This is a genomic window from Streptomyces sp. NPDC096339 (genome assembly GCF_044762985.1).
Lineage (GTDB): Bacteria > Actinomycetota > Actinomycetes > Streptomycetales > Streptomycetaceae > Streptomyces.
Genome location: NZ_JBIWFI010000001.1, coordinates 202,625 through 224,437, shown reverse-complemented (window position 1 = coordinate 224,437; position 21,813 = coordinate 202,625). Strand labels below are relative to the sequence as shown.

Here is a 21,813-nt window from a genome sequence, read left to right as displayed (position 1 = left end):
TCCAGGGTCGGGGATCAGGCGATGGGTGTGGGTGCGGGTACGGGCGTGCCGGTGGGGTATTGGGCGAGGCGGGCGAGGTGCGGGGCGAGTTCGGGTTGGCTTCCGCGGCCTGTGACCCGGAGGATCCAGTCCTCCCAGTCGAGGATCACCTGGGGAGCGGGGGTGAGGTTGCCCCAGTGGAGGTCGCCGTGGCCGGTGATCGAGGGCGGCTTGCAGGAACTCGTCCGCGGTTTGCGTGCTGGTCTCGATGACCTGGCCGGCGCGTACATGCAGGTCTCGCCCGCCGTCGTGTAGTCCGGGGCACGGCGCCGCCGGTCGGCGCGCACGGACTCGCTGCGGGTCTCGTCGCCCGGGCGTTCTTCGCTTGCCGCGATGCGGGTCCCGAGCGTGTCCGGATCGACGTGGAGCACGAGCTGGTCGAGACCGGACCCTGTGTCCAGAGCATCGAAGATTTCGGCTGCGTAGGTGGCGTTCAGGACGGTCATGGGCACGAGGACGTGGCCGCGCAGGGTACGGCGCAGCAGGTCACCGATCTCCTCCGGGTCTGCCACCACCGAGCCGGGCAGAGCGCGGGCCCGTAGAGGGCGGTTGGCCGGCCGGTCATCAGGGCCCAGTAGCGGTCGCCGAAGGACCAGTGCCACCACTCCGTGCCGTAGTTGACGAGCCCTGCGGCCGTGAGGGCGCGGCTCAGGGCCGCGCGGTACAGCCGGGCCCGATGGGAGAGGCCGTCGGCGAGCGTGTAGCAAGCACCCGCGCTCTCCTCCGGGCCGGCGTTGACCCGGGTGCCCATGTCCAGCTCGGTGCCGTCCGCATCGACAAGGGTCAGGTCGACGGCGGCGCCGGCGCTGTGCGGGGCGATCTCCGGTGGAGACACGTACCGGCTCGATCGCACCCGCAGCTCCTCCACTGGCCGGCTGGGGTTGGCGGTGCGCAGCTCGGTCGCGTACTCCTCGAAGTACCGCTGTTGCAGCGCGGGTGGCCGGAACCCCTCGACGATGAGGAGGCGTAGGCCATCGGGCAGCCGCGACCGGGCGTGCAGCAGCCGGTCCAGGCCTCCGGAGCGCAGGTGGGCGAAGGCGTACGCGGGATCGGACCGGCGGCCGTCGAGGAGGAGTCGGCCGCCGGCGCGGACGTCGGCGAGGGGCTCGCCGTTGTCCGCGACCGGGATCGCGGCGACACGAGGGTCGGACATCAAGACGATGTTCATCAGGACTCCCAGTCCAAGATGTCGAAGTACGCCGGGATCCCCCCGCGGCGGCCATCACGGCCTCGAGCCGCGTGTGGTCGCCTCCCGGCATCAGCTTCTGCCACTCGGGCACGGTCAGGGCGCGGACTTGGTCGTGCCCGTCCGGGTCCGGCACGATCCCGGCCAGCTGACCGGGGGTGAGCCGGCCATCGTCGAAGACGAACCCGACCGTGGCCAGAGGCCAGTCCTTGCCCGGCAGCCCGAACACCGTGGCCGGCAGCTTCGGGGGTCCCGGCACGTGGAGTCCGGTCTCTTCCCGGCATTCGCGCACGGCGGTCTCCCAGGGCCGCTCGCCGGTCTCGGCGACGTCGCCGGGCCACTGCCAGGGGTGGGCGCCGGCGTAGGTGGCGCGCAGCTGGACAGGCCGGTCGTCCTCGTCGGTGAAGAACACCGCTGCGAAGACCGTGGCCTTGGGCGGGGTTGCGGCGAACTCCTCCGGCGGGAGCCACTTCCCGCTCACGACGCGCTCCCCTCGGCAGCGCCGGGGAAGCGGGTCATGCGCATGAGTGCGGGGTCGGCCGCGAAGCCGAGTCCCTGATACAGCGGGGCGGATCCGGCGCTGGCGTAGAGCTCGTAGAGGGTGACTCCGTCGCGCTCCAGGTGGCCCAGGAGGTCGGCGAGTGCGGCCCGGGCGTGGCAGCGGCGCCGGTGGGCGGGGTCGGTGGCCACCGCGTGGATCCGCACGGCCGGCCCCTTGGGGTATTTGGGGCCGGCAGGACCGCGTGGACCAAGCCGAGGGCGCAGGTGGCCAGGCCACCGTCGGGCGCGTCGATGACGTACGCGCGGGCGTCGCCGCCGTCCTGGAGGCGTAACGCGAGCTGGTCGGCGCACGTGGACGGCCAGGTTGCGTCGAGGGGTTCACCGAGGATGTTCTCCGACCGCGGGCGGGCGATCACCAAGGCATCCTCGGGAGTGGCGAGGCAGGGTCCGGACACGGAACTTCCTTTCTCGAAAGGGCGGGCAGGCCCTCGGGCTACGGGCGGTGAGCGGCGTGGAGGCGGCGCAGGGTGCGGTGGCCGCGCTCGGTCACCTCCGGGTCGTCGTGGCTGGTGCCGTAGGCGATACCGGAGACGGCGTCGAACGCCGCCTCGCAGTCCAGCCTCAGCTCCTCGACGGGCGTGAGGAGGCGGCCGTAGCCGTCGAGGAACGCGGCGCGCAGGTCCGGCCGGCCGGTCCATGTGTCGCTGAGGCGCACCAGGTCCCGCGTCACCGTTGCGTACTCGGACCGCTCGAAGTCGAAGAGCAGTACCTGGCCGTCGTCGCCGAGGAGGACGTTGCGGTACTGGAGGTCCCCGTGGGTGGGCACGAGCACCGGCTTCGGAAGGCCTGCGTAGGCCGCGGCAAGGGAGAGGACCAGGTCCTCGTCGCCTTCGGCCAGGTACGGGCGGGCGCCTTCCAGATGGCGCTTGATCATGTCGGCGGCCGTCGCGGACTCGGCGGGCTGCTCGGGAGCGCTGCCGTGGAGGACGCGGAGGAGACGGCCCAGATCACGCTGGACCCGTGCTTCGTCGGCCATGGCGAGGGCCATGCCGTGCAGGAGATGGCCGCCAAGTGTGGTGACGACAATTGCCTGCGTCGTGGGGTCGGCCGCGACGAGGCGGGGGGCCCTGTGTCCCAGTGCCGGCACCCACGACTGGTAGGCGGCGACTTCCCGGTCGTGGAACTTCCGCCCGCGGTGCCGCTTGAGGTACCAGGTGCCGCCGCCGGCCCCGGTGAGCCGCCACACCCGGCTGCCGGAGCGCACCCAGGACACATCCGTCGCCTCCGTGATCCGGCCGACCGCCATTTCGGCGAACACGCGCAGCCGGTGCGGCAGGTCGACGGCACCGGTTGCCGGGCCGGGCAGGAGGAGGGTGCGGTCGGGCCCGTCCGGGTTGTGTTCGACGGTGTCGCCCGGCTGCTGGAAGTGCACGGCGCCGGGCAGGCCCGCGCGGTAGGTGTCGAGCCCGGTCCGGCAGTACGCCACCATCGGCGCGGGCAGGACATCCAGCGGGTACCAGTCCATGCCGTCGCAGCGGTCCGGCTCCATGACCTGGGGCTCACCGCTCCACTGCCGGACTTCGAAGAACACCCCGAGCCGCGACCGGGTTCCCGTCGGCGGGTGGTGGTGGACGGTGACCGCCACGGTCACGTCCCGCGTCGCGATGAGCACGCCCGTCTCCTCACGCGCCTCCCGGATCACAGCCGCGACCATGTCCTCGCCGGGCTCCAGGTGCCCGGAAGGGAGATGCCACAGGCCCGTCGCGTACACGGGCCCCGCCCGCCGGGACAGGAGCACCTCCGGGCCGCCTTCGCCTTTGCGGCGCAGGATGAGGTGGACGTCAACCGGCACGGTGTGCCGGGCCCCGCCGCTCATCGCGACACCTCGGGGCGGCGGGCGAGGAGCACCGTGAAGACGCCGTCTTCGCGCAGGACTTCGTCCTGGGCGTGGTGGAGGAGGAGAGCATGGGCCTGTTCCTCGAATGCGGTGTGGTCGGTGAAGAGGTCGGGCCCGGCGAAGCTGGTGGACCGGAGGTAGCCCAGGACGGTGCGGGCCGTCCAGGCGCGGGTGAAGGGCACGCGGTGCTCGGTGATGTCGCTGAACGCGGAGTCGATCAGGTCGTCTTCGTAGCGGCGGTCGGGCTCGCGGTAGGTGCTGGTGGTGCCGGCGCGCCGGTCTTCGCCGAGGTGGAGTTGGAGTTCGTCGAGCGCGGTGCGGAGCATGCCCGGGTCCTGGTCCACGAGGTCCAGGTGAGCCGTGGGAGGCAGTGCGGGGAGCATGGACAGGGCGACCTGTCCGGTACCGGCGCCGAGGTCCAGCAGCGTGGGCGCCTCATCTCCCTCCAGTTCGTGGGCCAGGAGCTGGACTGCCTGGTCGGGCAGCCGGGGGCGGTGGCGTGCGTAGTGGTATTCCACCGAGTCGAACAGGGACACTGCTCTCCGATCTCGCGGTACGGGCGTGGCGTTCAGCTGCGGGCGCGGGCGCGGGCGCGGGCGCGGGCGCGGGTGTCGGGGACCTGGGGCAGCCAGGGCACGGCGTTCTCGCGAAAGCTCTGGTTGACCGGGACCAGGTCGGGCGGGTTCCCCAGCGCGGGCAGGGTGACCGCGATGCTCGTGGCTCCGTCATCGAGGGCGCAGACCTGGCTGCCGCAGTTCGGGCAGAAGCCGCGCTTGGAGTCCGGCCACGTGTAGTGCCACGACGGTTCTCCGCTGCTCCACGCCAGACCGTCGAGAGGGAAGGAGACCCACGACATCATCGGTGCCCCAGACAGCCTCTGGCAGTCCGGGCAACTGCAGGTGTGGGGGTAGTCGGGCTGCCCGGCGACGGTGAACTGGATCTGGCCGCACCGGCAGGCCCCGGATCGGGGCGTGGTGACAGCGGGGGCGGGCGGGGTCACGGGGTGGTCTCCTTCGGGGATGGGGCGGGGGCGTGAGCTTGCGACGGGACGGTTGTCGCCGGCTCCGGGGCGGCAGGCAGCGGCCAGGACAATGCGGTCGGCCCGGTGCCGGCGCCGGCCCACTGGGTTCCGTCCGATTCGAGGTGCAGCCGGTAGGAGGACGGGGATCCCGCCGCCTGCCAGCGGGTGGCGGTGTCCTGGACCTCCGCCCAGATGTCGCGGGGCCCGCAGACCGTCACCGACCAGGTCCCCGTGTCGTCCGGGCGGGCGGCGACCCAGGAGCCGCAGTCGGGCGCACCGATGACCAGGTGGTCGGCGGCCCAGTTCCGCACGAGGCCGGGGTACAGGTGGTCCAAGGCCAGCCACATCCCCCGTGACTCATCCGACGGCGGACCGGTGCGGGTGGCACGGGTGCTGCCGCCGTCCGCGGCGTCGATCCTTTCCCGGAAGCGGGCGTTGAGGAAGATCTGCTTCCAGCCGTGGCCGGCACGGGTCCCCAGCTTCACCGCCTCCAGGCGGGCCCGCGTCCGTCCGGTGGCGTCCTTGGTGATGACGGCCAGACCCGGCCAGGACGGCGAGGACGTCGACAGGCTCGCCAGAGCCAGCCCGCCGGCAGCCGGCTGCTGCGGCCAGGCCTCCGGCACCCGGGTCACGGCGTACGACACGAAGATCCGGTCGTAGTCGGCCCCCGGGAGCCAGCCGTCCTGGCCGTCCCCCGTCACGACCGTCGGCCGGTGATCGAGCAGAGCGAGCCGCTCGCGGGCGGCGGCGGTGACGTGCTCGTCCCGGTCCACGGTGACCACCCCGGCATCCCCGGCGATCAGGCACGCCACGGCCGCGGTCACCCCAGCGCCGGTCCCGACGTCCAGGACCCGCTGGCCCGAACGCAGGTCGAGGTGCTGGAGGCGGGCGACGGTCATGCCGACGGTGCTGGACATCGCCGTCATCGCCCCGCCCGACCGCGGGCCCGCCACCCGGCCCAGAATCGGCTCGCCATCGTGCTGGATCAGCACGCTCTCCCCGCCGTACAGCAGGGCCCGCTTCCCGTGCCGGTCGACAATGGCTCCGGCCGGCAGGGCGAGGAGGAAGGTGGGCAGGTGGGCCAGGGAGGCCAGGGAGGCCAGGAGCGCGGCCTGTCCGGCCGTCGCGTCCAGTTCCAGCACGGCGAGGGCGGGCAGGGCAACCAGGTGCACCGATGTCCCCAGCAGCCCGGACGCCTCGCCGCTCAGGTACAGCCCGAACCCCGGCCCGAGTACGGGTCGGGCCACCACCGCGGCGGTCACGCGCGGTCCCGCGCCTGGGCGCCGTCGTGGGTGCCGTCGTGGTCGCCGGCGGGCTGGGTGGGGATCGTGGCGTCGAAGGCCGCGGCCTGGACGAGGTACGCCTCGCGGAAGTCTCCCGTGCCCGTCGCCTCGTCCATCAACTCGGCGAAGGTGCCCGATTCCGCGACCCGGCCGTCCTTCAGGACGTGGATGAGGTCCGCGTGGCGCACCGAGTGCAGGCGGTGGGTGATGAGCACGATCGTCTGCCCGGTGGTCGCGGCCAGGGCGCGGATCTGGTCGAAGACCCGCTGCTCGGCCACGGCGTCCAGGGCGCTGGTGGGTTCGTCCACGATGAGGATCTCGGCCTGCCGGTACTTGGCGCGGGCGATGCCGATCCGTTGCCACTGGCCGCCGGAGATCTGGTGGCCGCCGCGGTAGCCGCGGGCCAGGAGGGTGCCGAGGCCGCGCGGCAGGTCGTCGAGGACCCGGTCGGCGCCCGAGAACGCGGCGGCCTCCTCGACGGCGTGGTCGTCGATGGACGTGCCGGGCTGTCCGATGCCGACGTTCACGCGGAAGGTGAAGGGCCACTGGTAGAAGTCCTGGGACATCAGGGCGACGCGGCCGAAGACCTGGTCGCGGTCGGCGGTGCGGGCGTCGACCTCGTCCCACCGGATCGTGCCGCCGCCCTCGTCCGGCAGGTACAGGCCGGCCAGCAGCTTGACCAGGGTGGACTTGCCGGAGCCGTTCTCGCCCACCAGTGCGATGATCTTCCCGGTCGGGAACGTCAGACTCACCTCGTGCAGCGTGGGCTCCGGTTCGGCGATGCCGCTTCCGCTGCCGGGGTACGTGAACGTGACCTTCTCGAACCGGACCTCCCGCAGCCGCTCGGGCAGCGGCTCCCCGCCCGTGGGGATGGCCCGGGTCTCCGCCTCCCGGCACAGCCGCTCGAAGTCGGCGACGAACAGTGATTCCTGGTGCAGTTCGGTGACCTGGAGCACCAGCGTGTCCAGGCTGGCGGCCCCGGTGCGGATGGCCAGGACGGCCGTACCCGCGACCGCCAGGTCCATGGCCCCGCCCCACAGCAGGGCACCCAGAGCGCCGTAGGTGAGGAGGGTGGCGACCCCGCCGGCGCCGTCGGCGACGAGTCCGATCCGGGCGGCCCTGCGGGCCAGCCGGGTCTGTTCGCGTTCGCTGGTCTCGGCCATGGTCCGGAAGTGTCCGAGGAGGAAGGGACCGACGCCATGGACGCGTACTTCGGCCGCGGCCTCCTTCTGGGTCAGCAGCTGGCCGAGCAGGTGCCCGGCGCGGGCGTGCTGGACGAAGGCGTGGAAGGAGATGTACCGCTGGCGGGAGATCATCAGTGAGCTCCACGCACTCGGCAGGGTCATGAGCACGAGCAGCGGCAGCAGCACCGGGTGCAGGACGGTCAGCACTCCGGCGGCGGCGGTCAACGACACTGCGGCGTTGAGGGTGTTGGTGCAGTAGCGGATCATGCGCCGGGCCGAGTCCGCGCCGTACCGGGCCGCGTCCAGGAGCCGGTGGAACTCGTCGTCCTCGATCGCGGACAACTCCGTACGGTGCACCAGCCCCAGGTACTGCTCCGTCGCCACGCGCTGCACCTTCGGCTCCAGGGCCCCGGTCGCCGCCGTCGAGGCCGAGCGCAGCAGCGATCCGAGGAACGCCGTGACGGCCACGACAGCGAGCGCGGGCACCGCCTGGGAGAGACGCTGGTTGGTACTCCCGGCCGCGAGGACGTGCCCGAGAACGCTGTTGACGGCGACCAGGCCGACCGCCTGGGCGACGCCACGGCCGGCCTCGGAGGCCAGGACCACGCGCAGGGCGCGCGGGTCTGCGAGGTGGGCGAGCCGCAGGCCAGTGCCCACCAGGCGGGGGAGCCGCCGTGCCATGGTCAGCAGCCCGAGCCGCAGCCAGGCGCCCTCGTGCTGGTCCCAGCCGAGGTCGTACGCCAGCTCACCGCCGAAGAGGAGCCGCTCCGAATCCGACACCCCCGCGGCGCCGGGTCCGGTCGTCGAGTCCTTGGTCACGCGGCCCTCCCGGTATCCGGTCGTGAGGCGCAGGAACAGGCGGAGGGGGCGTCAACTCGGGAGTGGTGCGTCGGTCGCGAGCAGAGGGCGGAACCAGGATGTTCGATTGCGGTGGGCGCGTCTGGGTGCTTCGGCAGAGAATTCACGGAGTCCTCCGGATGGGTGCACGGCTGGTACTGGTGCTCTAAGAACGGCTCCCGATCGGGTCAGTCACGCCCGGATTGGGGGCGGATCGTGAACGCATGTTCTGGTCGGCTCTGGTGGGCCTGGTGGGCCTGACGCGATGGCGTTGAAACTCGCTCGAACAGGTTCCTGTAGCCCCTATGGGGGATTGCCCGCTCCAGCTCGGTCACCGGGGACGGGGGTCTAGGGACCCTTGGCAAGAGCGGCCTCGGGTATGCGTGGTTCATCGACCGGACCGCCGGGGCGTTGTTTCCAGGTGGACGATCGCGATGCTTCGACCCGAAGTTGGGTCAAGAGGACGAAAGGCTGTCACGGATTACGAGGCCACTCGGCTGAAGCGCTCTCTCCAGGGTGCGAAGCAGGGTATCCGGCGTCGCACCAGCTTCCAGAGCGGCGGCCTCGCCGAATTCGCGGCAGGCCGCACACGTCGGTACGGCACCGGATCCCTCTGGGGTTCACGACCAGGGCCTCATCGCACGGAGGCGCCTCGTGTGTCGGAACTGCGGGATGGCAAAGGACTGGCGCCCCGGCGGTGTGACCTTGCATCGGGACCGGCATGCGCCGGCCACAGACCCGTACTTCGGTGTGCGTCTCTGGCTGCAGACCGAGACCCGGCACGGGTGGGTATGGGCCTACAACCTGGAACACCTGGACTTGATCAGGCGATTCGTGCAGGCACCGCTGCGGGAAGGGATTCCCTGGCACGACCACGGCCGGAAGATGACCGTGGTGGCCCGCCTGCCCGCATGGATGCAGCAGGCCAAGAACCGCGACGACGTGCTACGGGCCATCGCCCGCATCCACGCCTCACTGCTGCGCACCTGACCCTGTCCTCAGCCAGTTCGGCGCGGCTTCATGCCGACCCTGTGGTGAACAGGACGGCTGAACGCCTCGCCGGTGGCGAGGACCCGCCCGACATCGTGGCGGGTGCCCGGTCGCTGGTTCTTCGAGCCTGGCGGCCTGCCTGGGCCGGGGCGCGATGGTTTCGGTGCACCGGCCGGGGTGCCGGTCTTCGCGTGCAGGTTTCTGAACGCTCTGCGGACGCGGGCGGATGAGTCGGAGCTGGGCGTAGGCAGCGATGACGAGCCAGGTTCATCGATCGGCTGCTTCCGAGCTGCGGAGTAGGGGCTTGGTCCCGCCGAGGGTCTGCTTGAACAGGCGGAATGTGTGCTCGATGTCGAAGCGGCGGAGGAAGGACTGCGAGCAGCGGACGATGTCCGTTTCCGTGGCGCCGTTGCCCGACCACCACCACAGCCATGCCGGCTTGTTCCAGTACGTTGATCAGAAGCAAGGGTCTGGCACTCGGTAGGGCGGAGATCAACCTCTCGGGACGGTGACGAAATACTGATCCCGGCGTATCGGGGTGATGGTGTGCGACGTGGGGATTGGTCCCGATTCGCGTCCGACGGCTACTCCCATCTGCCTGGTGGACGGGCCTTGCTGCTCCCACGCCGGAGAGCTGATCATGACGCCGTTGACGGAGCAGACCGACAGCAGAAGAGGGGGGATCTGTGGACGGCTTCTATGATGTGGCCCCCTCACGGGCCGGCTCGTAGTGCTGGAACCCTTGAGCATGGAGCATGTTCCTGGCCTGGTAGCAGCCGCTCAAGAAGGTCGGGATCGCTATGCTCTGACCGGGGTGCCTGCGGACGAGGCGGAGGCACGTGAGTACGTCGCGCGGACGATCGCCGGGCGCGAGACGAATTCCGTCGTGGCATTCGCGACCTTCGACCGTCGCACGGAACGAGTCGTGGGATTGACAAGATTCTGCAACTTTGAGCACTGGCGGTGGCAGGAGAAGCACCGACGGCGGGCGGCAGCGATCCCGGACGCGGTTGAGATCGGCGGTACGTGGCTCGCCCAGGACGCCCAGCGCACTGGTGTCAACAGGGAAGCGAAACTGCTGATGCTGTGGGTCGCATTCGAACGATGGGCAGTTCACCGGGTGCGCCTGCGCACCGATGCGCGCAACGAACGTTCACGTGCCGCCATCTCGGCCCTTGGCGCTCACTTCGATGGGGTGCTTCGCGCGGAGACTGCCGGATACGACGGTGCAATCCGCGACACCGCGACGTACTCGATCCTCGATTCGGAGTGGCCGAACATCAGCAAGACGATCGAAGCTGCCCTTGGCCGTCGGCGTGGCTCCATCGAGCCACTCGCCGCCGGAAAGTGATGAGTTCGGCCGTCAGCGGGGGAGAGGGTGAGGGTGAGGCCCGTTCCGGAGCTGAAGCCGTCAAGGATCTCGGACTGGTACTGGAGGCGTTTGAGCCGGTTACGGACGAGTGCCTCCAAACGGTAGAGGGCGATGACTGTGAGGTTGGCCAGGCTGCGTTTAACGTGCGCCCAAGCGTCTTCGACCGGGTTCGGATCCGGCGAGTAGGCAGGCAGCAGGAACACCGCCGGCCCGTCACGGTCGGCTGCCAACTCCCGCATCCTGCGCGAGACGTGGGTGTTGAGCCGGTTCCACACCAACACGAGCCGCTCCTTGATGAGTTGGTGGATACCGTCGATCAGTGCGATGAAGTCGCTTTCGCCCCTTCTGCGGCGCTTGCCCTTGCCCGCAGGGTGAGAGATCAGCCGGTGGCACAGTGGCGGAGAATGCTCCAGCAGCACGGCGCGAAGGGAGCGAGACATGGACTGGTACGGGGTCCGGTGCGTGTTCGAGTGGAAGACCCGGGACGGTAGGAGCTACGAGGAGCGAATCACGCTCTGGCAGGCCGCGTCGGCTGACGAAGCGATCGCCCTCGCCGAGGCGGAGGCCGAGACTTACGCGGCCGACAACGGCTTCGGCTTCCTGGGTTTCGCCCAGTCCTACCACCTGGGCGGCACACCGGGTTCGGGCACCGAGGTCTTCTCGCTGCTCCGGGACAGCCCGCTGGAGCCGAACGCGTACCTCGACGCCTTCTTCGACACCGGGACCGAACGTCAGCAGCAACACTGAGCGTTCCTACCTCGTTGGCAGGAGATTGTCTGCCGTGTCGCTGCTCCGCCGAATCCCAGTGGTGGTCTGCGGCGGCTTCCTACTGGCAAGTGGCAGGCCGTCGATTCTTCGAACCGGGCGGGAGCGCCCGGGCCCGGTCGAGCGGGATTCGGTGCACGGGCCGGGGTGCCGGTCTTCGCGTGCAGGTTCCTGAACCCCCGGCGGACTCGGGCGGGGTGAGTCCGTGTGGTTCCGATGGGGGTTCCCAGGGCCTGCGGAGGTTCCGCGCGAGGGCGCGGGCGAGGCGCGGAGCTGGGCGTGTGCGGCCAGGACGAGCCAGGTCCAGCGGTCTGCCGCTCCGGAATCCCGCAGCCGCGGTCGGGTCCAGCCGAGGGTCTGCCTGAGCAGGCGCAAGGTGTGTTGCAGGTCGAAGCGCCGCAGGAAGGACTGCCAACACCGGTCGATGTCCTGCTTGGTGGCGCCGGGGCCGGACCACCACAGCCAGACGGGCTTGTTCACCCCGCCGCTGGGCGCCTTCTCGACCGTCAACCGGATCACGGCGCCCTCGATGATCGGCAATGGACCCTCGTGGTCACCCCACGCGGCTTGCCGCGTCAGCCGGGGGTGCAGCCGGTCCCACGCCGGCGCGGTCGCCGCCCCGTATCGGTCGGTGTTGGTCACGGTGACCGCGGAGGCCTCGCCCCACGTGGCCGGGTCGCCGAAGACGAACTCACCGCCGTGCTGTAGGCAACGCGGGGCGCGTCGTAGCCCGCGTCCAGCACGACCAGGATGTTCGGGTCGACCGTCCGCCACTGGCTGATGTCCACCAGGCGTCCGACGACGTCACGGACCTGTCCGGCAGTGACCGCAGCGACATCTGCGCCAGGCTCCAACCGGATCGCGTCCAGCAGCGCGGTCCACGACGTCCGCCCGGTTTCCAGCGCAGCGACGATCGAGTAGGGGCAGCCGGGGACCATCCGGTGCTTGCCCAGACCCCGGCCAAAGGTGTGGCGGAAGGAGCGTTCCGAGGAGGTTTCGGCGTCGGGCGCAGGCACGGGAATCGTCCACCGCCAGCACCAGCCGACCGTCGGCGGTCCGGGGCAGCGGCACACCAGCTAACGCCCGCCGCAGCCTGGCAACGTCGATCCGGCCCCGGTCGATCCCGGTGTACAGGGCCCCGTGGCCGCGCCGGTGTTCCGGGGCAAGCGCCAGGTCTACGAGGATGCGAACTGGACCCTCGGTGCACAACAGCGCGCCGCACAGCGCGAACAACGCGTCGCTACGAGAATCCAGGCACGCGTACAGTTCCGACCGAAGCTCCGCCACCACCGCCAGAGCGTCTCGTTGAGCACCCTGCTCGACCAGTCCCACGAGCCAGGCCTCCGTGCTGCGTTGTCGCTGAGCACAGGATCGAGCCGCATCCCCTCACACGTCCGATGAACTGGAAAAAGCCGACCAAGTTCGACTCTCGTTCGACGCCTGGTGTTGCAACGTCAAGCTTCGCACCTGTTTCTGAGCTGCTCATGGCAGCCGGCCAGGTCTGATGCGGGTTGCGGCGATTAGCCAAGGGCGGCCCAAGGACCTAGGTACAGTCGGGTCCTTCGGCGTACAGGCCGTCCACTGGGAGTTGTTCGGTGGTTGTTTCGGTGCCGCGCTGGATGGTGACTGTGATGGAGCCCTTACGGCGTTCGGTGAAGGCCACGCTGTAGAGGGTGCGTTTGCCGCCTCCGGTGGTCTGGAGCTCTCGCAGGGCGAGCGGTGCGCCGTTGCAAGTGGCGGAGAGGGCCTTCTCGTGGTCGGCCGCGAAGTACTCGATCCAGCCTAGCCAGGGGTCGCCCTCGTAGCGGACGAGCTTTGGCGTCTCACTCACCGGCGGCCGCTCGGGACGGGAGTCGCACGCTATCTCCGAGAAGCCGCCGATCGTGGCGTGGCAGAAGCGTCCGTCTTTCGTCAGCCAGGTCAGGGCAACTGCTTTGCCCTGCACCGCGGCCACGGCGAGGCGCTGTTCGTCAGGCGCGTCCTTGCCCTGCACATTTGCCTGCGAGAGCACGACGGAGCGCGCTTCCTCGATGGCCGCAGCCTCTTCCTGCGCGCGGGACTTGGAAGCCACTGGTGACGGCGTCGGCGAGGAAGCAGCGGTCGTCGACGGCGTCGGCTTGGTTTTCACATCTGCGCTGGCACTACAGGCGGCCAGTACAGCCAATCCGAACCCTGCAATCGCGGCTCCACGAACGCTTCTTTCAGATCTCTTCTGCATGTCCGCTCCCCCCGTTTCCCCATCGTGTCGAAACGATCCTTCCAGTGTCGCGACCCGGCCAACAGCGGTTTGCATCATCCGTTGCGGTGGTGTGCGGGTGAGATGCCGACAGGCTGTGCAGCTCCGTGTGAAGTGTGTGAGTCGAAGAGTGTGGTTGGCGGTCACGGTGGTGACCGCAGTCAGTCTCGTGTGTGTTCGCGGGAGGCGGGCCGGCACGTCCGGCGGGAGGTGCGGCGGGTGATTCGCCGGGTCATCAGCGTGATCGCGGCCCAGGTGATGAGTGACTCGGAGTGCTGGACCAGCCGTTCGTAGTCACGGGCGTGCCTGCGGGCGGGCATGACCCAGGCGATCGACCTCTCGACCACCCAGCGGCGGGGCAGGACGACGAACCCTTCGCGTCCTTGGGCCGGCTCACCGTTTTGACCGTGAGGTTCAGGTACTTCCTTGCCCAGGTCACAAGCCGTCCAGCGTAGGCAGAATCGGCCCCGACGATCGTGATCTCCGGGTGCATCAGACGGAGCCGGAACGGGACTTCCTTCGCCGCGTCGCGGTCGGTGATGTCGGCCGGGGTGACCATCACGAACAGCGGCAGACCTTTGGTATCCACGACCAGGTGGCGCGTGCGGCAGTTGATCCTCTTCGCCGCGTCGTAGCCGCGTGAGCCTTGCCGACGGTCTCGGCGGTCTTCACAAACTGTGAGTCGATGATGGTGGCGACCGCTCCGGGTGATCGGCTCATGTCCCGGCGGACGCGTTTGCGGAGCTGGTCACGGATCTGTGCACGCCCGCCGCCACGCCCGCGACTCCGAGCGGCTCGTCCAGCACTCCGAAGCCCTGATCACACGGGTCGCCATCACCCTCATGACCCGCAGGATCGTCCAGAAGAAAATGTCCAAGGCCCGACGCGAGGACAAGCGAGGATAGGGCCTCGTGAACGACGCCTCGAAGTGGCCCACAGACAAGCTGACCGCACTCCGTCTCGGGAGGAGACTGGTGGCGGAGGTCCCGGCAACACGGACGGACCGCCGGGCATTCGTGGACATCACTCCCAGACAGACCCCGCGTGATTCCGAGGCACGCGAGCAAGGTTGGGTCCACAACGACACGGACCGCGCCTTCCGGTTTGAGCACTGGGAGTACGACGGCGAGCGCATCGACGGCTTCGACTACGACATCGGGGCAGTGCTCGTCGCCTCCGCGGAGGCAACCGATGAGTCTGAACTGGTGGACGCACTAACCGAGTGGCAACTCACTCCGCACCAGTTCGTCTACCCCTGGGACAGCGAAGACCCCAAGTAGCCGCGGGGGGCTTCCGCTCAGCGAACCATGTCCTCACTGATCAGTTGCCATGAGCGGCTCAGACGCAGGTGCTGAGCTTGTTCTTTACGGTCTGATCCGGTCCCGTTCGATGCTGCTCTCGGGGCGCCGGACGGTTCTACCGACGTCGTAGCGGGTGGCCGACCACTGGTTCTTCGAGCCGAGCGGCCTGCCAGGGCCCGGGCGTGGTGGTTTCGGCGCACGGGCCGGGCAGGGCAAGGCCGGGCGGAGGTTTCTGAACCCTCGGCGGACCCGCGCCGGGGCACCGGCCCGCCGCCCCGCAGGCCGCGCTGTGGCTCCTCGCCCGCTGGGACGGCCGTCACCCCGGACTGCCTGAAGGGCCGCCCCCGCCATTCCGTCGCCGTTCACGCCCCTCACCGACCAGCACCGGACCCGTCGGCTGCGGCACCCGGGGCCCGGCTTCCCTTGGTCACGTGCAAGGTGTTCCGGGCAACCCCGAAGGACTCGGCGGCGCGGGTGCCGATGTCGGCCACCGCGCTCGGTGTGCTGTCCGTGCGCGTTGCGGAGCGGGGCGCGCTCTGGAGCGCGGCGGCATTGCAGACCTTGGCCGTCCGTACGCATGGGGACAGACCGGGGACCGAGTCCAGACAGGCGTCCGGATCGGCGGCCAGGCACTGTGGCAACGCCTTTTGGCCGACGCCGTTTCACGGCCGAAGCCACCGCCGAGACGGCGGCGAGCAGTCTTCCCCGTAAGTTCAAGGTTCCCCCTGCAACAGCAAGATCATTTAGGTGGTCGGGGTGAACCTATCGAATCGATGCACGCAGCAACCGTTTGCCGTCGACTTGACCGGAACCGGAGGAAGGCCGGCTCAACCACCGCCCAGGGCCCCGGGAGACCCGGGCAGACGATGGCTGTCGGGCGCGAACTCGGCCGGCTCGCAGATCGCGGTACCACTCGGGGCGCCTGGGCGAGGCGGGCGCGGGCGACCCCGCGAGTCCTTTGTACGTCTGAGCCCTGCCGCTCCGTGTCCCTGACAAGCGCGGGTTTGGACGGGCTCTCTCTTTTGCCTCTTGGCGCCGGCCCGGCTCGGCTACCGGTTCATGGGTCGTCAGCTGTGGGTGCGATGATCCCGGGGGCGTGCGTGAGCCGCCGATGTCTCGACTCCGGGGTGGCTTGATGGACACGTGGCAAGACTTGGCGGCGGCGGTGGAGGAGCGCCTGGCGGCCATGTCGTCAAGCGAGCGTGGAGTATTCGCTGCCGGCGCCGCCGAACGGCTCATGCGCCGGCATGAAGCCCTGCCCGAAGAGGAACGGGCGTCGTTCACGATGAGCCTGCGGCCCCTGCTGAACTCCGTGTGGGAGGCCGTCCTCGGGGACTCGACCGCTTTCACGGCCGTGAAGCGGGGTGTGGCCGAGTACATGCTCAGCGACTACTGCCACAACGACGGCCAGGATGGCCCCGACGATGCGGACGAGCACGCGGCAGCCGCGACGCTCTATGCCGCGCACGCCTACCTGTTCGAGTGCAAGGACTTCGCAGTGTGGGCCGGCCGCCGGGCCGTGGACGCTGTGGATGAGCACCTTGAGTACCTGGCCGAGCTGGAAGAGGACATACCCGACCTCGACGAGGCAACCGTTGCCGAGCTCCAGCGGCAGCTGCGGGATCTCGACCTCGTCGCGAAGTACTCGAAGGACCTGCGGTTCGCCTCCCTGGGACTGCCCATCGACACGTCCATCCGGCTTCGCGTGGAACTGCGTACTCCCCTCTCCAACCGGGATTGACTGACCCGGGCGGCTGTCAGGTAGCACGCCGTTCCGCCTCGGTGATGCGGAAGCGGTAGGACTCGGTGCCGGTCTGGATGAACGTGCAGCGGAAGGTGATCCGGTCGGCGATGGCCGCGCAGAGGCACGGGGCGTCGAACGTCTTGTCCCACTCGGCGAACGGGGAGTTCGTGGCGGCCGCGGTCGCCTTGCATTCCTCACGCTCAGTGAAAATCTGGGACGGGAGCTTGGCGCCCTTCTTGTCGAGTACGGCATCAACGCCCAGCACCGGCCCGAGCTCGTGCACACTGGCGACTGCGCATGGCCTCCGGGCGCTCGCGGCCCGCCACCCGCGCCCAGGCCGTCGAAACCCTGCAGAACACCCCGGCGCGCGCCTGCGGAATCTGCCGCGCTGACTCCGCCCTCGGCCTCCTGGATGCCTGAGCATCGGGCGCCTCGGGTGCGATCACGGACCGGTGGGTCTGAGCTGGAAGGGGACGGCGGGGAAACTTCATGGCCATCAGTGGGGCGATGAATGGCTGCCTATGGGGAGCTTGGCACGGCCACCGTCACGGGCGGCAGGCTTGCAGGTGCGGCTTCACGGACTGAGTCTTGACGGGCTCCCGATCGGTCGGATTCGGCCACCCGTCGGATGACCGAGGCTGACGTCGACTGACCCCCGGCTGCACGAGTGCCCTGCCAGGACAGCTGTCCGGGCAGGGCACTCGCACATGGCCGACTCCCCGGGTGGAGGGGAGACAGCCATGCAGCAGGGCTCCGTGCTAGGTGATGGGTACGGGCAAGGGCGCGGTGCCGAGAGTGGGGATCGTCCAGCGCTGGGCGGGCAACGCGTTGCAGTCGTAGAGCCAGAGCTGGGTTTCGGGTGTGGTGTTGAACGCATTGAGATCCAGGCAGCGGCCTGAGACCGGGTTGTAGACGGCGCCGTTGGCTCGGGGAAGGAAGCGTTGGCTTGGTGCGCTGCTGTCGCAGGTGCGGAGTTCGATGAGGGTTCTGTTGTCGACTCCGGCGCCTGCCGCGTTGATGCACTTGCCCTGGACGCGGATGGTTCCGTCGTTACGGACCTCGAACTGCTGGGCGGGAGTGCCGTTGCAGCCCCAGATCTGGATCTTGTTGCCGTCCTGGGTGCTTCCGCCGGCGTTGTCGACACAGTTGCCGGGGGCTTCGGTCAGGTTGATGGGGCCGTTGGCACCGGGGGCGGTGATGGAGGCGGCGTACGGGTAGACGGCGAAGTTGCTGACGTTGCCGGTGAGGCCCGGGCCGAAGGGGTCGGGCTGTCCGTTGGACTTGTAGCGGCCCATGACGAGCGGTCCGGTGGGGGCGGGGCTGGTGGAGGCCTGGTGGTGGCCGGTGCCGGCGAGGATGCCGTTGACGTAGAGCCGCATCAGGCCGGTTTCGGCGCTGTAGGCGACGGACAGCCGTGTCCAGGCACCGCGGACGAAGCGGGCGGCGTCATTGACCCCCTGGTCGGTCCAGTCGTAGTCCCAGCCGTCGGTGTCACCCCTGGCGAGGGCGAACCGCCATGCCTGGCCGGTGGGGTCGGCGTAGAGGGTGAAGGCGCTGCTCCTGTTGCCGTCCTGGCTGGCGACCAGGCCGCTGGGGCCGTCGACCTTGGCCCAGGTGGTGAGGGTGAAGCTCTTGCGGGTGTCGACGGCGGGCTTGCCGGTGGTGATGGTCGACGAGGTCCCGCTGAAGGCCGGGTAGGTCGTGCTGACCCCGCCCACCGATCCGGTGGTCCAGGTGATGCCGGCCGGTGTGCCGGGGTTCTTGTTGGCCACGGCGTCCTCGGTCAGGCCGCTCGCGTTCTTGCCCGTGAGCTTCCACTGGGCGGTGGGGCTGTTGAGGTTCCCCAGCGAGACCGCGGCCGGGTTGATGCCGGTGACGGTGGGGTGCGGGACGGTGGTGCCGTTCGGCGCGGTGCCGACGCCGTCGAAGGAGACCAGTTGCTGGGCGGTGTCGACTGCCCACAGGTCGGGGATGGCGTCGCCGTTGAGGTCGCCGTCCGATCCGACCCGGGGGTAGGTCTTGGGGTCGATCTTGCCGGAGATCAGGCCCGCGGCCGGGTTGGTGAAGCCGGTGAGATCGGGGGCGTCGGCGGTTCCCTTGACGGTGAAGGCGTGCAGGGTGCCGTCCGACTTGGACCGGGCCCAGAGGGTGGGGAAGTTGGTTCCCTGGGCGCGGCCGGGGGTGATCAGGTCGTAGCCGCTCCATTTGGTGTCGTTCCCGGAGAGCAGGATGGCCTGGAAGTCGAGCTGGTCCGGTTCTCCCGCGATCCCGAGCCACAGCCGCCCGTTCTCGATGAACAGCAGGGTGGTGCGGGGCAGGGAGTTCGGCTTGGTGACGGTGTCGCCCGTGTGCGAGCCGAAGGCCGCGATCTGGGTGACCTTGGACCAGTCGGAGCCGCTGTAGCCGTGGTCGGCGCAAACCAGAGGGGTGTAGGCGGGTGTGACGCACTCGGACGGTTTGGTCACGGGGATCGGGTCCCGGCTGTCGAAGCGGCCGGTGGTGCCGTTGTTGAGGTACAGCCGGAGGTCCGGGGCCCCGGGGGCATGGGCATAGAGGTCGTCGACGGTCTTGTACCCGAGGCTGCCGTGGTGAGTGGTTTGGATGCCGTTCCAGCCGTTGGTGCCGGGCGCCGAGGTGTTGCCGGCGTTGGGCGCTGCGGCCGGGTCGGAGCCACCACCGATCACGCGCAGGGCGCCGGACGTGTCGGGGAGGAGGACGTCTGCCTTCCTGTCCCCGGTGAGGTCACCGAAGACCGGTGCGGTGCTGTTCGGATCCGAGGGCGCGTAGTAGCTGTAGACGGCGGGCTGGGACATGTTGCCCGCGTTGTCCTGCGTCTGGAGATACACGAAGTTGGTGCCCCAGCGAGGCGGTGTGATCTTGACGGTGGCCTTGCCGTCGGTCAGCTTGGTGATGGCGCTGTCGGTGTCGGTGCACTTCCATCCGGTGGCGGCCGCCTTGACCGGGTCGGTGGTCCAGCGGGCGCAGGCCAGGCCGGAGGTACGGCGGCCGGTCATGGCGTTGGGGTCGGTGCCGGCGGGGACCGGGTCGGTGCCGGTGAGGGTGAAGGTGCCCTCCTGACCGGCGAGCTTGGGGTGGGCCCCGATCGTGCCGGAGGCGGGGAAGTCGGTGGAGGTTACGGCCGAGGTGGGCGGGGTGCGGTCGACGCGGAAGTAGCACATCTCGGTGGTGCCGCTGGTGAGCGTGTCATCGGTCGTGCTGGCCTGCCAGTGGTACTGGTGACCGTCGGTCAACGCCCCGATGTCGACGAAGGCGTCACCGTAGCTGCCGTTCCACGGGGTCGGCACCTGCGCGTTCTGGCCGTTGTCGTCGTCCCAGTACTCGAACGTGGTCATCAGTTGCCGGCCGGTCGGTGACCAGGTGGACGTTGTCAGGGTGACGTCGTTGTTGGCTCCGACCCAGCCAGGGTTGTCCCAGGGGTTCGCGGTTCCGGGGGTGCGGCAGTCGGAGTAGGAGGCGGTGTCGGCGAATCCGGGGGTGGGGCGGGTGCGGGGCCACCAGATGGTGGGGGTGATGTCGTACGTGACGGCGATGTGGGGGCTGTTGCCGAACCGCTGCCGGTAGGTCTTTTCGTACTCGTTGTCCGGAGCGAGTCCGAAGGTGAAGTTGGACCACCGGTCCCTGGCGGCGTACTTCATCTGTGTGGTGACGTCGTACTGGACCTCACCTGTGCCCGAGATGTTGATGCCGCCGATCTTCGCGCAGCCGCCCATGACGGAACCGGATCCGCAGGGCTGGTTCCTCCACGTGGTCGGGTTGCCGATCGGGCCCGTCCAGTACAGCCCCATGGGTGAGGGCGTGCTCGGGCTGGAGGAGGAGACGACGGTCGCGTACAGCCGGGCGTCGAGGACTTCCGCGCCGTGGATGACCGAGTTGATTCCGACCTGGAAGTAGGCGCGCTCCCGCCCCTGCCTGGTGCAGGTCGAGGCGTAGCCGCAGTAGCCGGCCGCAGGCGTGTTCTGACCGTCCGTGGTGCCGTTGTACTCGTTGGTGTCGAGGTAGGCCTCCTGGACCTGCGACCAGGCCTGGGTGCCGTTGTCGGCCGATGGGTTGATGCCCGGGTCGATGTACCAGGGGCCCGTTCCCTGGCCGAGGAGGGTCGGGTCCGGGACGATCTCGATGCTCTGCCCGTTCGCGGTGACAGTCACAGGTGCGACGCCCGCGCCCGCGCCCGGTCCGGCGGGGGAGGACGTGGCGGAGCCGGACGTCTCAGGCTGCCCTTCCAAGGGGTCAGCCTGAGCACTGTTCGTTCCGGCGGATTTGGCCGGGGCCGCAGGTGATGTGGTGGCTGAATCCCACATGGTCGACGGGGGACCGGAGAAGCGCTGTTTGCCCGTACCGTCGGTGATCTTGATGTTCCCCGTAGTGTCGCTGGTGACGTTCAGCCCTTCGGCTTCGACGCCGAGGCGCAGCTTTCGCAGGGCCGGGTTCGCGGCTGCCCGGGACGTACGCACGATCAGCACCTGGCGCCAGCCGCCGAGGGTGTTGGTGCTCAGCTCGAGGTCCACGTCCGGCAGGACGGACTTGTACAGGGCGGCGGCTCCGTCGAGCGTGGGTTTGGGGAGCGGGAAGGGAGCCGTGATGGCCAGTTTCTTCCCGTCGGTGGTGGTCATCGTGACCATCGGTCCGGTACCGCCGCCGGAAAGGGTCAGCTTGGACGGGACGGCGTTGGGCGTCACGGTGCCGTCGGAATTTGCGCGCAGTGTGGTGTCCACCGGCTGCCAGCGCCCGTCCGTGCCCTTGACCCGCTCGATGGCCGGAGCCGTCTCCGTGGTGAGCGTGCCACTGGGGTTGGCGAAGGTGCGGGAACTCTCGGTCGTCAGGTGGTCGACCAACACGGGCTTCTCGCCGGCCTTCGCCTGCTGCTGAGCGTTGCGGATGGCCTGTTCCTGCTCGCTGAGAGGCGGTCTGGCCGGTCTTGGCCACGCCGAATCCGCAGGACCGTGGCCACGGTCGCCGGCAGCGGCGGCGGGCGGGGCTGCGAGCAGGCCCGTTCCCAGGGCCAGCGCCGCGATACCGGTCACGGGGAGCATCAACATGCCGGAGCCGCGCCGCCGTCCGACGGTCCGCGGTCTCGGGGTCCGTGAAGGAAAGAGTGACTGCCTCAAGGTGGAGGTCCTCGCTGTGAACTGTGCGCGGACAGAAGTCAGGCGCACGGTTCCCTTCACGCATGCAATTTGTCAACAGTTTGTAAGATCGAACTGTCCGGTTTGAGTGTCAACCATCCGACGCGTCCCCTGAGTGATCTGAGTCACGTGAGAGGAATCTGAGAATCCTCTGACTTTTTGTAGAGGGGCTCCGTAGGGTGCGTTCGACTTGGGGCCTGCCGGTTCGGCGAGGTCGCCTTTCTGTGTCCTGTGGGGGGGATCCGGATGTCTCGTCGAAGTGGCTTCTTCGTGCGCTCACGCAGGGCGCGGATGCGGGTTGCGGCTGTCTCCG

At 69.5% G+C, this 21,813-nt stretch carries 17 protein-coding genes and 7 pseudogenes; 7 read left to right on the top strand and 17 right to left on the bottom strand.

Annotation, left to right across the window (positions count from 1 at the left end; genetic code table 11):
• Positions 1 to 14: 14 nt before the first annotated feature.
• The 9 genes and pseudogenes from ACIQ5Y_RS01000 to ACIQ5Y_RS00960 form a co-directional block, all read right to left on the bottom strand.
• Complete coding sequence (locus ACIQ5Y_RS01000; RefSeq protein ID WP_403874492.1) at positions 15 to 554, bottom strand: hypothetical protein; 540 nt, start codon at positions 552 to 554, stop codon at positions 15 to 17.
• Entirely contained in the window at positions 482 to 1,207 is a 726-nt protein-coding gene (locus ACIQ5Y_RS00995) for a M15 family metallopeptidase (RefSeq protein WP_403873522.1), read from the bottom strand. Before ACIQ5Y_RS00995 ends, ACIQ5Y_RS01000 begins: the two co-directional genes overlap by 73 nt.
• Before the next feature lie 166 nt (positions 1,208 to 1,373).
• Positions 1,374 to 1,637: pseudogene (locus ACIQ5Y_RS00990) on the bottom strand (NUDIX domain-containing protein); the annotation flags it as partial.
• 65 nt (positions 1,638 to 1,702) lie between these two features.
• Positions 1,703 to 1,930, bottom strand: a complete 228-nt coding sequence (locus tag ACIQ5Y_RS00985; protein ID WP_403873520.1) for a GNAT family N-acetyltransferase — start codon at positions 1,928 to 1,930, stop codon at positions 1,703 to 1,705.
• A gap of 289 nt (positions 1,931 to 2,219) precedes the next feature.
• On the bottom strand, positions 2,220 to 3,602 hold the full coding sequence (locus tag ACIQ5Y_RS00980; protein WP_403873517.1) for an NUDIX domain-containing protein: 1,383 nt from the start codon (positions 3,600 to 3,602) through the stop codon (positions 2,220 to 2,222).
• Positions 3,599 to 4,159 (bottom strand): methyltransferase, encoded by a 561-nt coding sequence (locus ACIQ5Y_RS00975; protein ID WP_403873514.1) that lies wholly within the window; start codon positions 4,157 to 4,159, stop codon positions 3,599 to 3,601. The genes ACIQ5Y_RS00980 and ACIQ5Y_RS00975 overlap by 4 nt, the downstream gene beginning before the upstream one ends.
• A gap of 32 nt (positions 4,160 to 4,191) precedes the next feature.
• Positions 4,192 to 4,623 (bottom strand): GFA family protein, encoded by a 432-nt coding sequence (locus ACIQ5Y_RS00970; RefSeq protein ID WP_403873511.1) that lies wholly within the window; start codon positions 4,621 to 4,623, stop codon positions 4,192 to 4,194.
• Positions 4,620 to 5,906 carry a methyltransferase domain-containing protein gene (locus ACIQ5Y_RS00965; protein WP_403873508.1) on the bottom strand — a complete coding sequence of 429 codons (1,287 nt, stop codon included), beginning with the start codon at positions 5,904 to 5,906 and terminating at the stop codon, positions 4,620 to 4,622. Before ACIQ5Y_RS00965 ends, ACIQ5Y_RS00970 begins: the two co-directional genes overlap by 4 nt.
• Complete coding sequence (locus tag ACIQ5Y_RS00960; RefSeq protein WP_403873506.1) at positions 5,903 to 7,930, bottom strand: ABC transporter ATP-binding protein; 2,028 nt, start codon at positions 7,928 to 7,930, stop codon at positions 5,903 to 5,905. Before ACIQ5Y_RS00960 ends, ACIQ5Y_RS00965 begins: the two co-directional genes overlap by 4 nt.
• A 690-nt stretch (positions 7,931 to 8,620) precedes the next feature.
• Here ACIQ5Y_RS00960 and ACIQ5Y_RS00955 point away from each other — a divergent pair.
• Positions 8,621 to 8,938, top strand: a complete 318-nt coding sequence (locus tag ACIQ5Y_RS00955; protein ID WP_403873503.1) for a hypothetical protein — start codon at positions 8,621 to 8,623, stop codon at positions 8,936 to 8,938.
• Between the two features lie 8 nt (positions 8,939 to 8,946).
• On the opposite strand, the pseudogene ACIQ5Y_RS00950 reads toward ACIQ5Y_RS00955, so the two are convergent.
• Positions 8,947 to 9,379: pseudogene (locus tag ACIQ5Y_RS00950) on the bottom strand (transposase); the annotation flags it as partial.
• A gap of 289 nt (positions 9,380 to 9,668) precedes the next feature.
• Here ACIQ5Y_RS00950 and ACIQ5Y_RS00945 point away from each other — a divergent pair.
• Positions 9,669 to 10,109 (top strand): annotated as a pseudogene (locus ACIQ5Y_RS00945) (GNAT family N-acetyltransferase); the annotation flags it as partial.
• Positions 10,110 to 10,120: 11 nt separating this feature from the next.
• On the opposite strand, the gene ACIQ5Y_RS00940 reads toward ACIQ5Y_RS00945, so the two are convergent.
• Positions 10,121 to 10,729 carry a transposase gene (locus tag ACIQ5Y_RS00940; RefSeq protein ID WP_403873500.1) on the bottom strand — a complete coding sequence of 203 codons (609 nt, stop codon included), beginning with the start codon at positions 10,727 to 10,729 and terminating at the stop codon, positions 10,121 to 10,123.
• 19 nt (positions 10,730 to 10,748) lie between these two features.
• Here ACIQ5Y_RS00940 and ACIQ5Y_RS00935 point away from each other — a divergent pair, with 19 nt between their 5' ends.
• The gene (locus ACIQ5Y_RS00935) at positions 10,749 to 11,057 is read left to right on the top strand and encodes a hypothetical protein (RefSeq protein WP_403873497.1); all 309 of its coding nucleotides are present in this window, start codon (positions 10,749 to 10,751) and stop codon (positions 11,055 to 11,057) included.
• Positions 11,058 to 11,151: 94 nt separating this feature from the next.
• Here ACIQ5Y_RS00935 and ACIQ5Y_RS00930 read toward each other — a convergent pair.
• From ACIQ5Y_RS00930 to ACIQ5Y_RS00920, 3 genes and pseudogenes are all read right to left on the bottom strand, one after another.
• Positions 11,152 to 12,407, bottom strand: a pseudogene (locus ACIQ5Y_RS00930) (transposase); the annotation flags it as partial.
• A gap of 211 nt (positions 12,408 to 12,618) precedes the next feature.
• On the bottom strand, positions 12,619 to 13,293 hold the full coding sequence (locus tag ACIQ5Y_RS00925; RefSeq protein ID WP_403873495.1) for a hypothetical protein: 675 nt from the start codon (positions 13,291 to 13,293) through the stop codon (positions 12,619 to 12,621).
• 233 nt (positions 13,294 to 13,526) lie between these two features.
• Positions 13,527 to 14,070: pseudogene (locus tag ACIQ5Y_RS00920) on the bottom strand (transposase); the annotation flags it as partial.
• Here ACIQ5Y_RS00920 and ACIQ5Y_RS00915 point away from each other — a divergent pair.
• Positions 14,070 to 14,174 (top strand): annotated as a pseudogene (locus ACIQ5Y_RS00915) (IS5/IS1182 family transposase); the annotation flags it as partial. The pseudogenes ACIQ5Y_RS00920 and ACIQ5Y_RS00915 sit on opposite strands and share 1 nt — an antisense overlap.
• A 48-nt stretch (positions 14,175 to 14,222) precedes the next feature.
• Entirely contained in the window at positions 14,223 to 14,591 is a 369-nt protein-coding gene (locus tag ACIQ5Y_RS00910) for a hypothetical protein (RefSeq protein ID WP_403873492.1), read from the top strand.
• Positions 14,592 to 14,675: 84 nt separating this feature from the next.
• Here the strand turns inward: ACIQ5Y_RS00910 and ACIQ5Y_RS00905 are convergent.
• Positions 14,676 to 14,873, bottom strand: a pseudogene (locus ACIQ5Y_RS00905) (transposase); the annotation flags it as partial.
• An 874-nt stretch (positions 14,874 to 15,747) separates the two neighbouring features.
• Between ACIQ5Y_RS00905 and ACIQ5Y_RS00900 the strand changes: the two are divergent.
• Entirely contained in the window at positions 15,748 to 16,353 is a 606-nt protein-coding gene (locus tag ACIQ5Y_RS00900) for a hypothetical protein (RefSeq protein WP_403873489.1), read from the top strand.
• A gap of 16 nt (positions 16,354 to 16,369) precedes the next feature.
• Here the strand turns inward: ACIQ5Y_RS00900 and ACIQ5Y_RS00895 are convergent, their stop codons facing one another.
• Positions 16,370 to 16,639 (bottom strand): ATP-binding protein, encoded by a 270-nt coding sequence (locus tag ACIQ5Y_RS00895; RefSeq protein ID WP_403873486.1) that lies wholly within the window; start codon positions 16,637 to 16,639, stop codon positions 16,370 to 16,372.
• Between the two features lie 14 nt (positions 16,640 to 16,653).
• Here ACIQ5Y_RS00895 and ACIQ5Y_RS00890 point away from each other — a divergent pair, with 14 nt between their 5' ends.
• Positions 16,654 to 16,776: a DUF6233 domain-containing protein gene (locus tag ACIQ5Y_RS00890; RefSeq protein WP_403873483.1), complete on the top strand. Its 123-nt coding sequence runs from the start codon at positions 16,654 to 16,656 to the stop codon at positions 16,774 to 16,776.
• Positions 16,777 to 17,114: 338 nt separating this feature from the next.
• Here the strand turns inward: ACIQ5Y_RS00890 and ACIQ5Y_RS00885 are convergent, their stop codons facing one another.
• Positions 17,115 to 21,398 (bottom strand): ricin-type beta-trefoil lectin domain protein, encoded by a 4,284-nt coding sequence (locus ACIQ5Y_RS00885; protein WP_403873480.1) that lies wholly within the window; start codon positions 21,396 to 21,398, stop codon positions 17,115 to 17,117.
• Between the last annotated feature and the right edge of the window lie 415 nt (positions 21,399 to 21,813).

Bases quoted from the DNA above. Each gene is read 5' to 3' on its own strand.
- ACIQ5Y_RS00995 (WP_403873522.1), bottom strand. From the start codon at position 1,207: ATGAACATCGTCTTGATGTCCGACCCTCGTGTCGCCGCGATCCCGGTC.
- ACIQ5Y_RS00980 (WP_403873517.1), bottom strand. From the start codon at position 3,602: ATGAGCGGCGGGGCCCGGCACACCGTGCCGGTTGACGTCCACCTCATC.
- ACIQ5Y_RS00935 (WP_403873497.1), top strand. From the start codon at position 10,749: ATGGACTGGTACGGGGTCCGGTGCGTGTTCGAGTGGAAGACCCGGGAC.
- ACIQ5Y_RS00955 (WP_403873503.1), top strand. From the start codon at position 8,621: ATGGCAAAGGACTGGCGCCCCGGCGGTGTGACCTTGCATCGGGACCGG.
- ACIQ5Y_RS00925 (WP_403873495.1), bottom strand. From the start codon at position 13,293: ATGCAGAAGAGATCTGAAAGAAGCGTTCGTGGAGCCGCGATTGCAGGG.
- ACIQ5Y_RS00890 (WP_403873483.1), top strand. From the start codon at position 16,654: ATGGCCTCCGGGCGCTCGCGGCCCGCCACCCGCGCCCAGGCCGTCGAA.
- ACIQ5Y_RS00900 (WP_403873489.1), top strand. From the start codon at position 15,748: ATGGACACGTGGCAAGACTTGGCGGCGGCGGTGGAGGAGCGCCTGGCG.